This is a genomic window from Aquirufa sp. OSTEICH-129A, from assembly GCF_054558355.1.
In genome coordinates this window covers 107,065-120,103 of the sequence record NZ_JBPXKC010000001.1, presented here as the reverse complement: position 1 = coordinate 120,103, position 13,039 = coordinate 107,065, and the positions used below count along the sequence as shown (strand labels likewise).

The 13,039-nt window shown below is 39.2% G+C and carries 10 protein-coding genes and 1 tRNA gene; 7 read left to right on the top strand and 4 right to left on the bottom strand.

Going from position 1 to position 13,039, the window contains the following annotated elements; translation table 11 throughout:
* Window positions 1–295 precede the first annotated feature (295 nt).
* Window positions 296–649 carry a four helix bundle protein gene (locus tag SKC36_RS00540; RefSeq protein ID WP_459454873.1) on the top strand — a complete coding sequence of 118 codons (354 nt, stop codon included), beginning with the start codon at window positions 296–298 and terminating at the stop codon, window positions 647–649.
* Window positions 650–807: 158 nt separating this feature from the next.
* On the opposite strand, the gene pdxH is transcribed toward SKC36_RS00540, so the two are convergent.
* Window positions 808–1,440 (bottom strand): pyridoxamine 5'-phosphate oxidase, encoded by a 633-nt coding sequence (pdxH, locus tag SKC36_RS00535; protein WP_459463956.1) that lies wholly within the window; start codon window positions 1,438–1,440, stop codon window positions 808–810.
* 65 nt (window positions 1,441–1,505) lie between these two features.
* On the opposite strand from pdxH, the gene polA reads away from it, so the two are divergent.
* Window positions 1,506–4,358, top strand: coding sequence for a DNA polymerase I (gene polA, locus SKC36_RS00530; RefSeq protein WP_459463954.1), 2,853 nt, complete (start codon window positions 1,506–1,508; stop codon window positions 4,356–4,358).
* A gap of 10 nt (window positions 4,359–4,368) precedes the next feature.
* Window positions 4,369–5,361 carry a glycosyltransferase family 2 protein gene (locus tag SKC36_RS00525; RefSeq protein ID WP_459463952.1) on the top strand — a complete coding sequence of 331 codons (993 nt, stop codon included), beginning with the start codon at window positions 4,369–4,371 and terminating at the stop codon, window positions 5,359–5,361.
* A gap of 133 nt (window positions 5,362–5,494) precedes the next feature.
* On the opposite strand, the gene SKC36_RS00520 is transcribed toward SKC36_RS00525, so the two are convergent.
* A complete protein-coding gene (locus SKC36_RS00520; RefSeq protein WP_459463950.1) occupies window positions 5,495–6,361 on the bottom strand; it encodes a carbon-nitrogen hydrolase in 867 nt (288 codons plus the stop codon).
* The gene (locus tag SKC36_RS00515) at window positions 6,358–7,323 is read right to left on the bottom strand and encodes a glycosyltransferase family 9 protein (protein ID WP_459463948.1); all 966 of its coding nucleotides are present in this window, start codon (window positions 7,321–7,323) and stop codon (window positions 6,358–6,360) included. The genes SKC36_RS00520 and SKC36_RS00515 overlap by 4 nt, the downstream gene beginning before the upstream one ends.
* A gap of 96 nt (window positions 7,324–7,419) precedes the next feature.
* On the opposite strand from SKC36_RS00515, the gene SKC36_RS00510 reads away from it, so the two are divergent.
* The 3 genes from SKC36_RS00510 (at window position 7,420) to SKC36_RS00500 (ending at window position 10,984) form a co-directional block, all read left to right on the top strand.
* Window positions 7,420–8,901: a glycine--tRNA ligase gene (locus SKC36_RS00510; protein ID WP_459463946.1), complete on the top strand. Its 1,482-nt coding sequence runs from the start codon at window positions 7,420–7,422 to the stop codon at window positions 8,899–8,901.
* 20 nt (window positions 8,902–8,921) lie between these two features.
* Window positions 8,922–10,838 (top strand): DUF349 domain-containing protein, encoded by a 1,917-nt coding sequence (locus SKC36_RS00505; RefSeq protein WP_459463944.1) that lies wholly within the window; start codon window positions 8,922–8,924, stop codon window positions 10,836–10,838.
* A gap of 73 nt (window positions 10,839–10,911) precedes the next feature.
* A tRNA-Thr gene (locus SKC36_RS00500) sits at window positions 10,912–10,984 on the top strand.
* A gap of 221 nt (window positions 10,985–11,205) precedes the next feature.
* On the opposite strand, the gene SKC36_RS00495 is transcribed toward SKC36_RS00500, so the two are convergent.
* Complete coding sequence (locus SKC36_RS00495; protein ID WP_459463942.1) at window positions 11,206–12,291, bottom strand: helix-turn-helix transcriptional regulator; 1,086 nt, start codon at window positions 12,289–12,291, stop codon at window positions 11,206–11,208.
* Between the two features lie 277 nt (window positions 12,292–12,568).
* Here SKC36_RS00495 and SKC36_RS00490 point away from each other — a divergent pair, with 277 nt between their 5' ends.
* Window positions 12,569–12,886 (top strand): hypothetical protein, encoded by a 318-nt coding sequence (locus SKC36_RS00490; protein WP_459463940.1) that lies wholly within the window; start codon window positions 12,569–12,571, stop codon window positions 12,884–12,886.
* The last annotated feature ends 153 nt before the right edge of the window (window positions 12,887–13,039 follow it).

Below are 13,039 nucleotides of genomic sequence, written 5' to 3'. Positions count from 1 at the left end.
TAGGAGTTAGTTATTAGGAGTTAGTTATTAGGAGTTAGTTATTAGGAGTTAGTTATTAGGAGTTAGTTATTAGGAGTTAGTTATTAGGAGTTAGTTATTAGGAGTTAGTTATTAGGGGTTAGTTATTAGGAGTTAGTTATTAGGGGTTAGTTATAAGGGGTTAGTTGTTAGGGATTAGGGGTTAGTTATTAGTGTTTAGTTATTAGGTATAGAGTAATCAAGGACTTGATAATCTATTGGACAAACTAAAATAATTAACAATTTTAAGTGAATTTTGATTTCATAAATAAATGCCATGGAATCAAATAATATTAAAAATAAAACTTTTCAATTTGCGTTGAAATCCGTTAGGCTATATCAATGTCTAATTCAAAAGAGAAAAGAATTTATACTCTCGAAACAATTTATTAGAAGTTCCACTAGCGTAGGTGCCATGATAAGAGAGGCCGAATATGCAGAATCCAAACCCGATTTTATTCATAAAATGGCCATAGCCCAAAAAGAAATCAATGAATCTTTATATTGGTTGGAATTACTGTACCAATCAAATTACTTAAAAATTGAAGAATTTAGAATATATACATCGGATGGAATTGAAATCATAAAAATTCTAACAAGTATAATTAAAAAGGCCAAAGGTATTAAGTAAAATTACACAATCCCTAAACCCCAATCCCTAATCCCTAAACCCTAATCCCTAATCCCCAATCCCTAATCCCTAAACCCCAATCCCTAATCCCTCAACCCTAAACCCTAATCCCTAATCCCTCAACCCTAAACCCTAATCCCTAAACCGCAAAGACTGTATTACGGCGCAATCCGATACCTCTCCCAATTTCCATCCTGCAGTTCATAAACCACACGGTCATGAAGGCGTGAAGGGCGACCTTGCCAAAATTCCATATAATCAGGAATTAATTCATATCCTCCCCAATGCGCTGGTTTAGGAATATCTTGCCCTTCGTATTGTTTTTCTAATGCTGAGTAACGCTCCTCTAAAAATTCACGATTCGGAATTTTGGCACTTTGCTCAGAAACCCAAGCTCCAATTTGCGAAGCTCTTGGACGAGACTGAAAATATTCGGTCGATAACATTTCATCTACTTTTTCTACATGCCCTTCTATGCGTATTTGTCTCTCTAACTCGGGCCAGAAAAAAGTGATGGAGGCTTTGTCGTGATGCGCCATATCTTGCCCTTTTCTTGAAAAATAATTCGTAAAAAAGGAAAAACCTCGGTCAACATATTTTAATAAAACAATGCGACCAGATGGACGCATATCCTTTCCCAAAGTGCTTAAAAACATGGCATTTGGCTCTGGTAATTCTGCATTTTGAGCTTCTTTAAACCAGATTTTAAACTGCTCCAATGGGTTTGGGTGGACTTTACTTTCTAACAATTCTCCTTTTTGATAATTTTCTCTTAGGTCTGCTAAATTCATAATTCGAGTATTTATTCCTTATCTTTGTTTAGGCTCCAAAAGCCTATCTAATAATCATTAAATATATGAAAAAATTATTCCTTTTTGATGCAATGGCCTTGATTTATCGTGCCCATTTTGCATTTGCTAAAACTCCCAGAATCTCATCAAAAGGAATCAATACCAGTGCCGTATTTGGCTTTACAAACACCATTTTAGAAGTTATCCAAAAGGAAAAGCCTGATTATTTGGGTGTTGCCTTTGACACTTCGGCTCCTACTTTTCGCCATGTGGAATATACTCCCTATAAAGCACAGCGTCAGGTTCAGCCAGAGGATATTACCATCGCCATTCCTTATGTAAAACGTTTGGTAGAAGCCATGGACATCCCGCTCCTAATTATGGATGGCTATGAGGCAGATGACATCATTGGAACCATCGCCAAAAAAGCGGTGAAAGCCAATCCGGATATCGTGGTTTATATGATGACACCTGACAAGGATTACGGGCAATTGGTCGAGGAAAGAATTAAAATGTATAAGCCTGCCTTCATGGGTAAAGGCGTTGAAATATTAGGTCCAGAGGAAGTTTGTGCCCGTTGGAATATACAGCATGTAGATCAAGTAATCGATATGCTAGGATTAATGGGTGATGCAGTAGATAATATTCCAGGCATTCCAGGTGTAGGAGAAAAGACAGCTCAAAAGCTCATTGAGCAATTTGGTTCTCTGGAAAACCTATTAGAAAATACGGATCAGCTGAAAGGAAAACTACAAGAAAACCTCGTTAATTTCAAAGAGCAAGGTATTTTATCCAAGCATTTGGCTAGAATCTTATGTGAGGTTCCGCTTGAATATGAGGAGGAGAAATTACTTTATACACCGCCCAATAAAGCCTTGTTGGAGCCATTATTAGAGGAGTTGGAATTCCGAACTTTGAGAAAAAGAATCTTAGGTGAAGAAGCTAGCCCTGAACCTACTGCACCTAAGGTAAAGGCTAGTCCGAAAGTAGCGGCCAATCAAATGGATATGTTTGGTAGTCCTAGCCCTGCATCGCCTAGCCCAGCTATTTCAGCTGAAAGTGATTCAAACGATGAGGACGACTCATTATCCTATCAGTCCTTCAATACCCTAGAAAATACCCCGCACCAATACCATTTAGTTCAAGGTGAAGCGGCAATCAAAGGCTTGATTTCCTATTTGGCGAGACAATCATCCTTTTGTTTTGATACAGAAACGACCAACATCAATGCCATCGATGCGGAATTAGTGGGAATGTCTTTTGCCTATCGCAAGGGAGAAGCCTTTTACATCCCTTTTCCTGAGGATAAAGCAGCCTGTCAGCAGCAAATTGACTTGTTTAAAGAGTTATTTGCCAATGAACAAATTCAAAAAATTGCCCAAAATATCAAATACGATATGAGTGTGTTGGCCAATTATGGTATAGAAATCAAAGGTGAAACCTATGATACCATGTTGGCCCACTATTTGATTGAACCAGAAAAACGCCATAATATGGATGCCATGTCCATGAGCTATTTGCATTATGAACCTATGTCCATTGAAAAGTTAATTGGCAAAAAAGGGGCAAAACAGGGCAATATGCGTGATGTGGATGTGGAATTAGTCAAAGAATATGCGGCTGAAGATGCCGATATCACTTGGCAAATTAAGCCCCATTTAGATAAGTTACTGGCTAGCAACGATAAAACCATTCAGCTATTTAAAGAGGTTGAGATGCCTTTGGCAAGGGTTTTGTCTACTATTGAAAGAGAGGGTGTGTTATTGGACATTCCCTTTTTACAAGACATGTCGAATACCCTGGAAAAAGATTCCCAGGAAGTTCAAAAACAGATATTTGAATTAGCAGGTGAATCGTTCAATATCGCTTCACCTAAACAGTTAGGCGAAGTATTATTTGAAAAACTTCGATTAGACCCCAAGGCTAAAAAGACCAAAACTGGTCAATATATGACTGGGGAAGAGATTCTTTCCAAATTAGAGGGAGAACACAAAATAGCTTCTTTGATATTGGATTTCAGGGAGTTACAAAAACTGAAGTCCACTTATGTGGATGCCTTACCTCAATTGATATCACCTAAAACAGGTCGAATTCACACCTCCTTCATGCAGGCCGTAACTGCTACTGGTCGATTATCCTCCAAGGACCCCAACTTGCAAAACATCCCGATCCGCACAGTAAGGGGAAGAGAAATTAGGAAGGCTTTTATTCCTAGAAATGAAGAATATCAAATACTTTCTGCCGATTATTCTCAGATTGAACTGCGGATCATGGCGGCCTTTTCCCAGGATGAATCCATGTGTGAGGCCTTCAATAAAGGATTGGATGTACATAAAGCAACTGCTGCGAAAGTATTTCAAGTTCCATTGGAAGAAGTAAGTTCGGATATGAGAAGGAAAGCCAAAACGGTCAATTTTGGAATCATATATGGCGTGTCTGCCTTTGGCTTAGCTGCACAAATTGGTATTTCAAGAACCGAAGCCAAAGAGATTATCGACCAATACTTCATTGAGTTTCCCAAGGTAAAGTCGTATATGGACCAAAGTATAGCGAAAGCTAGGGATTTGGGCTATGTAGAAACAGTATTAGGAAGAAGACGGTATTTAAAGGATATTCTTTCGCCCAATATGAATGAACGTGGATTTGCTGAGCGAAATGCAATCAATGCTCCTATTCAAGGTTCTGCTGCAGATATGATAAAAGTAGCGATGATACAAATTCAAGACTTTTTGTGGAAAGAAAATCTAAAATCGAAAATGATTTTGACGGTACATGACGAACTTGTATTTGATGCTCATGTGGATGAAATTGGCTACCTTCGTGAGAGAATTGACAAAATCATGTGTTCTGCCCTTGATTTGGGCGTAGTCATTGAAACGGGTATTGGAGTTGGAGCAAATTGGTTGGAGGCCCATTAAAGTATAAATTGTGAAAATATCCATCGCATTATGTACCCGTAATGGGGAAAAGTTTTTAAGAACACAACTAAGTAGCTTCGTAGATCAAACCTTGCAAGCCGATGAAATCATCGTTTGCGATGAAGGTTCTACTGATCAAACGCTGGCTATTTTAGAACAATTTTCCGACAAATTACCCCTTAAAATTCATAAAAACCCTACAAGATTAGGTACCTACCGTAACTTCGAAAAGGCCATGTCGCTTTGTCAGGGTGACATTATTTTTCCCGCTGACCAAGATGATTATTGGGTTCCTCAAAAGCTGGAGCGCGTGTATACCTATTTTAATTTACATCCAGACGTAGACGCCATATTTACTGATGCCCTATTGGTAGATGAATTTGGTCAAACCTCAGGAAAGCAACTCTGGCAATCTTTTCGCTTTCGGCCCAAGCAGCAACAAGAATGGAAAAATGGTAAATCCCTTGAAATTCTGTTAGATGGAAATCGGGTAACAGGATGTACCATGGGAATTAGAAAGTCCTATTTTGAAAGAGTATGCCCCTTCCCTAGTTCACTTCCAGACTCCTTCTTACATGATGCTTGGTTGGGAATAATGGCAGCAGCAGAAAATAAAATTGATTTTATTCCAGCTACCTATGTTCACTACCGTTTGCATTCAGAGCAGCAAGTAGGCGTCAAAGGTTCAGAGGGAAAACCTCCTACCATGGTTGATCGAATGAGTCGCTCTCATGAGGATAAATTAGCTCCCTACCAGAAAAGCTGGGCATTCCTTTGTCAAGTTAGGGAAGCCATGCTGGCAAGCAATCCACAACTTTCTTTAGAGCCATTAGATACCAAAATCGAATATTTAGAAAGAAGAGGACATCTACCCAAAGCTCGTTGGAAGCGACTAAAACCTACACTTCATAATCTTCTAGGTGGTCATTACCATCGCTTCCAGGATATGGACTCAGAAGCCCTAGCACCGTATTTGATGTTTTTGGGGGATCTTTTGGAATGAAGAATTAAGAATGTAGAATGTAGAATTTTTATTACTCCTCTCCACAATCTCCATTCTACATTCTCCATTCTCCAATCTACATTCTTAATTCTACATTCTTAATTCTACATTCTCCATTCTTAATTCTCCATTCTCACTCCCCAAACCTTTTAACAATTTCACTATAGGAGTCTATTCGCCTATCGCGGAAGAAAGGCCAGGTTTTACGATAATACTCGCTGGATTCTACGTCCACTGATAACACAGCAATCTCTTCTTGGTCATGCGGTGCTTGATACATTACCCTCCCAAATGCGTTGGAGACGAAACTCCCACCCCAAAATTGTTGTCCATTTTCTATACCCACCCGGTTCACCGAAACTACTGGAATGCCATTAGCAATCGCATGGCTGCGTTGAATCGTTTGCCAGGCCTGGTATTGTTCCCGATTGATTTCCCCATTTTTCTCTTCCAAATCCCAACCAATGGCCGTTGGATAAACCAAAACCTCAGCTCCATTCAATGCCGTCAAACGAGCTGCCTCGGGGTACCATTGGTCCCAGCAAATCAAAACCCCAATCTTAGCAAATTTTGTTTGGTACACCTGATAACCTAAATCTCCTGGGGTGAAATAATATTTTTCATAATACCCCGGATCATCCGGAATATGCATTTTCCTATACTTACCTAAATAGGCACCATCTGCATCAATTACGGCTGTGGTATTATGATATAAACCGGCCGCTCTTTTCTCGAACAAAGAGGCGATAATCACCACATTCAACTCTTTAGCTAATTCCCCTAATGCATCTGTGCTAGGCCCTGGAATGGCTTCCGCCAATTCAAAAAACCGAGGATTTTCTTCATAGCAGAAATAGATCGATTTAAATAATTCTTGCAAGCAAATCACCTGCGCCCCTTTTGCAGCGGCATCACGAATGGATTGTATAGTTTTATTCCAGTTTTCAGTTAAATTTTCTGAAACAGACAATTGAACTAAGGCAAAAGATACGTTTTTCATAATTTTTGAGAAGCGCTAATAATGGGGTCTAAAGAAATCTTATTTAAACAGTCAAAATGTCCCAATGGACAATAATTTGCTCCTTGGGTGGAACAGGGCCGACAAGTAATTTCGGTATTTTCAATGGACGTAAACTCAGTTTGATATGGATAAAAACCAAAATCTGCGTGAGTCGCACCCCACAAGACAAACAATTGCTTTTTCAAAGCAGCGGCAATATGCATCATGCTAGAATCATGAGCTATGACAAATTCGGCTTGTTGCATTAACGAGGCAGATGCCGCCACAGTTGTTTTATTACATAAATTTATCACCTTATCTGGAAACAAAGTGGATAATCGATATCCAAAATTTTCATCCCATTTGTCCCCAATTAATACCAGCTTTCCTTCTATCCTATCACACAATTCAATCATTTTGGGATAAGACAAAACCTTAGTAACATATTGAGCTCCAATGGCATACACAACATATTTACCTTCTATTCCAAAATCAGTAGGTTTAACCGCCTTCCCCTCAGGTATAAAATAATCCAGTCCTTGTCCATCCGAATGAATATCCAAATCTTGTAAGGAATCAAAATAACGGTCGACCAAATGCTTTTTAGGGAGAAGGTTGATTTTCTTTTTCACCAGAAGCTTGCGCTCCCGAGTAAACTTGTCAATCTGATAAGGTTTTTTACCCAATAAAAGGCATAAAAGATGGGAACGTACATTTTTGTGCAAGTCAATGACCGCATCAAAACCCACTTTTCGTAAGGAAGAGGCTAATTGCCAAAGGCTACCTCGGTAGGTATGCACTTGATGAACGTAAGGATTTCCATCCCACAAATTGGCATAGGCTTGTTTGGTCACCACATGAATTTCTGCTTGCGGATATCGTTGTTTCAAGGCCCGAATGATGGGACTTGTAAGGATAATATCACCTAAAGATGAAAAACGAATGCAGAGAATTTTGTCCATTGGTCGCAAATAGCGCCGTAAAATTAAGAAAATTCAATAGCCAAGCCTCATACTTTCATTCTTTTCGGTAAATTGCGCCCTAATTTGATTGCTTTAATGGAAAATAAAAAACAAGACACCGCCTCAGCTTTAAAGGATATTATATCGCATGCCAAAGAATATGGCTTCGTTTTTCCTTCCTCAGAAATTTATGATGGTTTACAGGCAGTATATGATTACGGCCAAAATGGTGTTGAACTAAAAAATAATTTAAAAATGGTGTGGTGGAAAGCCATGACCATGCTAAATGATAATGTTGTAGGTATCGATGCATCTATATTCATGCATCCCCTTACTTGGAAAGCTTCCGGTCACGTGGATTCATTCAATGACCCGATGATCGACAATAAAGATTCCAAGAAAAGGTACAGGGCAGATACTTTATTAGAGGACCGTGCAGCTCAATATGAGGCAGAAGGAAAAGAGGAAGTTGGCAAAGCCCTCCTACAAAAAATGGCCAAAGCCTTAGATGCAGGAGATTTAGAAGCAGTGAGGCAACTCATCATCGATGAAAACATCACCTGCCCTATATCCAATACAGCTAACTGGACTGAGGTGCGTCAATTTAATTTGATGTTTTCTACGCAAGTGGGAGCCGTATCCGAAGATGCTAGCCTAATTTATTTACGTCCAGAAACAGCACAGGGAATATTTGTTAATTTTCTGAATGTACAAAAAACGGGCCGCATGAAGGTTCCGTTTGGTATTGCTCAAATAGGAAAGGCATTCCGTAACGAGATTGTAGCGAGAAACTTTATTTTCCGCATGCGTGAATTTGAACAAATGGAAATGCAATTCTTTGTTCGCCCTGGTACAGAAATGGAATGGTATGCTGCCTGGAAAGAAGTACGTATGAAATTCCATCAGGCCATAGGTTTACCTGCGTCGAAGTTGAAATTCCATGACCATGAGAAATTGGCGCATTATGCCAATGCCGCAGTGGATATTGAATATGAATTCCCATTTGGCTTCAAAGAAATGGAAGGTATTCACTCTAGAACAGATTTTGATTTGAAAGCACATCAAGATTTATCTAGAAAAAAACAACAATATTTTGATCCAGAAATCAACGAAAACTACATTCCTTATGTGATTGAAACATCGGTTGGAGCTGACCGTTTGTTCTTGGCTGTCTTATGTAATGCCTACACAGAAGAAATAGTTGGTGAAGGAGATCAACAAAAACAAAGAATTTACCTTAATTTACACCCAGCAATTGCCCCTATCAAGGTGGCGGTATTGCCCTTAGTGAAAAAAGATGGTCTCGCTGAAAAAGCTCAGGAAATCAACCGTTCACTGAAATTTGCCTTTAATACTACCTACGATGAGGGTGGCGCCATTGGAAAGCGTTATACTCGTCAGGATTTAATAGGAACCCCTTATTGTGTGGTGATTGATTACCAAACGATGGAAGACGATACGGTAACCGTACGTGATCGCAACACAATGAGTCAGGAGCGCATTTCTATAGCAGACCTAAAAGAAAAATTAGGCTATGCTGTATCGATGGAGCGTATTTTTGAAAAATTACTTGTTTAAACACGCAAACAACGATGAGTATGATGACCGAAGAGACCCCAAAAGCTGAAGAGATTTCTGCAGAAGCAGTCAACCCTACCCCTGTTGCCCCCTTGGAGGAAACAGAAAAAGCAGTTGAAAGCAGTACTGAGATTGAATTAAGTAGTCCTACCGAAGCCATTTTCCACACAGATGATAAATCAGTGGAATATCCCATATTGGAAGACGGACATTCAAAAGAGCATTTGCATCGCTTTTTTGGGAAACTAAAAGACTTGGTACAGCATCATGCGGGGCCAGCCGTGTATAAAAAAGTAGATGAATTAATCAAAGAAGCTAAGGAATCTTGGGATAGCATCAAACAAGCCGAGCGTCAATCAGCATTAGATAGTTTCAAAGCAGCCAATGAAGGTTCTGAGGAAGGATTTACCTACAAAGGAGACAACCTAACTCAAGAAATCGATTCGGCTATTCACAGCATTAAAAAAGCCAAGCAAGACTTTTTCCAACAATTAGAAAAAGTACGTGAAAAAGCCTTAGAAGGCAAAACTCGTTTGATCAATGAATTGCGCACCTTGGTAGATGCGGATGACAATTCGGATCCAGCCCACGTCAATGCTAGTTTTAAAGCTTTCAAAAAAATACAAGATGAATGGAAAACCTTAGGCAGTGTCCAAGGGCCCATGAATCAAACCTTATGGCAGAGTTACCATGCCCTAGTGGATCGTTTTTATAGTAACAGAAGTATATTCTTTGAGTTGTTGGAATTAGATCGTAAGAAAAACTTACAAGCTAAGGAAACCATTGCTGTGAAGCTGGAAAGTCTAGCTGAACTGGTCAAACAAAACGCACCTTTACAAAAGCTTATGAAGGATGCGGAGGAATTGTTTGAGGAATACAAGCATATTGGCCCGACACATCGAGAAGAAAATGAAGCCTTATGGCAGCGAGTTAAAAAATCATTGGATGTTTTATTTGAACAGAAAAGACAAGTCAATGAAGCTCAAAAAGCCGTTTATGAAGAAAATTTAAAGATTAAGAAAGAATTAGCCGATTTGATGCACCACCATGCTACTTTCCAGTCGGGCAGTATTGCTGAATGGAATCAAGCCAGTAAAGCGGTCTTAGCCTTACAGGATCAATGGGCTAAATTGAAAGGGGGATTACCTCGTGAGGGTGGCAAGGAAGTGAGCCATCAGTTTTGGTCGGACCTGAAATTATTCTTCAAGCATAAAAGTGAGTTTTTTGCTAAGATTGATGCCGAACGAAAAGCTAATTTAGCTGCCAAATTATTGTTAATTGAGCAGGTAGAAGGCATTGTAGCGGTTGAGACAGAAACCCAAGAGATTACCCAGCAGGTGATTGATTTGCAGAAGAAGTGGAAAGAAATAGGCCATGTACCAGAGAAACAAAAGGATCAGGTATATACCAAATTCAAGGCCGCTTGTGATGCTTATTTCAATTTAAAGCGCAGCAAAGGTAAAGGTGCTCAAGATGAGGAATTTGAAGCAAACTTGTTGGCTAAGCAAGCTATTTTAGCTGATTTAGAAGCCATATTAAATGATCCAAGTTTATTGGCCAATTTAAAGGCTAAGAAAGAAGCATGGGATGCGATAGGCTTTGTTCCGCGTAAAAATGTCAAAGAGGTACAAGAAAAATTCCGCAATACTTGGAATGCGGTGATTGATTTGGCTAGAACCCAACCAAAGGAGCAATTAGCTGCTTGGGGATTTGAGCTTAAATCATTGCCAGCTGAAACGAGTGGTGGTTCGGATGAGCGGAAAAGTCATTCGGGAGATAGCCGAAAGAAGATCCAGGCATTGGAAAATGATATTGCTGTGTTAACCAATAACTTAGAGTTTTTCGCTAAATCAAAAGGGGCGGATAAATTGCGTGCCGAGGTAGAAAAGAAGATTGCGCAGGCTCAAAAGGAATTGGAAAAACTGAAAAAAGATTAAAAAAAATATAAGTTTTTTTGGGCAACACTTGCCAATTTAAGCCTAGATGCTTACTTTTGCATACCCAATTCAAGCCTCCTTAGCTCAGCTGGTAGAGCAACTGACTTGTAATCAGTAGGTCATTGGTTCGATCCCGATAGGAGGCTCATTAAAGCTCAACAGAAATGTTGGGCTTTTTTGTTTGTAATCAGTAGGTCATTGGAATTGCATTCCGCGTCGTCCCGATAGGAGGCTCATTAAAGCTCAACAGAATTATTGGGCTTTTTTGTTATCATCGTAGGTAAAAGAAGTAAATTAGTTTCATCTTCATATTGTTCGTTTTGAAAATAGGATTATTTCAAAGACCTCTATTTTGCAGATTACACCACTAATACCCCAACAGCGCCCTTTGCAAATTTTCCTTCATTCGCTTACGAAGCTTATCGGGAGCAATCACAGTTATTTCTTGGGAATAGCTTAAAATAAAACTCTCCAACTCCAAGTTGATTTCGATATTCCATGAAATAATCAATATGCTAGGATCTTCTTTCATGGGTTCTATGATCTGGCTGGCATGAAGCGGGTATTGACTTAAATAATCGATAATCCAGCTAGATTTCAATAACCGGACTTGTACTAATTCAGGCTTTAAGTCTGGATAAATCAGATTATTCCGTAAAATCCCTAGCATATTCTTGAAATAATCAGGAGGATAAAAATCGGGGGCATATCGTAGGGTAAACTTTTGCGATAAACTTTTTAACTCATCCATACGGTCCAAAGCAAATAAGCGCAAGGTATTGATACTCGTTTTCACGATTTTCTCTGTTGAATTAACCTCTTGCATCAACACATACCACCCGGTATACCAACCATTATTATACTCTTTGATCATTAAAGGTATTCCTTGATAAGGTTTAGGTCGGGAACTTTGCGACAAAGATTGATAGGAAAATGCCAAGGCCTCTTTGGCAGCAATGGCCTCTAATATCACTTTAATTTTATCTGAACCCGACCTCTCTCCGTCTTTAATCAACTGAATACTCGGCCAAGAATTGATTTCATGATAATTCGTCAAATTATTTTCTAAGGTGATAGCCCTCAACTTGTTGACTATCCCCTGTCCTGCTCCGTCAGTAAACAAATGTTGATTTAAATCAATCACGGAGGCCAATTGATTCAATTCCTTTTCAGAAAAGGAAGGAAAAGCCGAAATGTCTTGTCGAACATAATAAAAACACGCCTGCGAACGAGAAAATCGAATCAATTCCCCTAGCTCTTCTTCCAAACTGGGATAACGCTCTTTCAATAATTCTTTTAAGCTGCTTATATCTCGACTAAAACTTCGTTCAGAATAATTGCTCACATCATATTGATCAAGCAAATACTGATTCACCTGAAGGTAATTCACCTGAAAAGCCTTTCTTAAAAATAAATTGTTGATTTCTTTTAGTCGGTCTGATGGAGGAAGCATGGGGATATTTAGGGATTAGGGTTTAGGGATTAGGGATTGGTTAGGGGTTAGGGGTTAGGGATTAGGGATTAGTGATTAGGGGTTAGTGATTGGGGGTTAGTGATTGGGGGTTAGTGATTGGGGGTTAGTGATTGGGGGTTAGTGATTGGGGGGAAATGGAATAAGTCATGAATTTTATTCAACTATTTATAGGTAAATATATCAATTTGATTGTAAACCGCCAAGATTTGGCGACTTATGGTCTGAAATTTGGGTATCAAAACAAAAAGAAAATACCATGAATAACAGACTACTTAAATCATTGATGATCAGCTTAGTACTAATTTGGATTGTATTTTATGCTACGGAAGGCGTAGCCAAGGCCCCTTGGGCAAGCAGCACCCTTAAAAAATACCGAATGGGTTTATTCACGATGATCCTTTTTATGGTAGGATTGTCGATTTATTTGATCTTAGCACCCTACCAACTTTTTGGCCCTAGTCCTAGCGATGGATACCATTCACTGTTGGTTACCGCACATATTAGCTATTTAATACTGGGTTGTGGACTAAACCTCTTCTCTGAATTGGAGGAAAAAAAGGTAACTGCTCATTGATATATTCAATGGATTTTGTAAAAATGAGGATCATGCCATGAATGTCAAGTGATTTTTCCTATGAATTTTAGATATTGCATCAAATTCCATGGAAACTTCATATCAAACCTGCACATTCTGGAGATACCTAAAAGAATGGCTTTCTAAAAATTC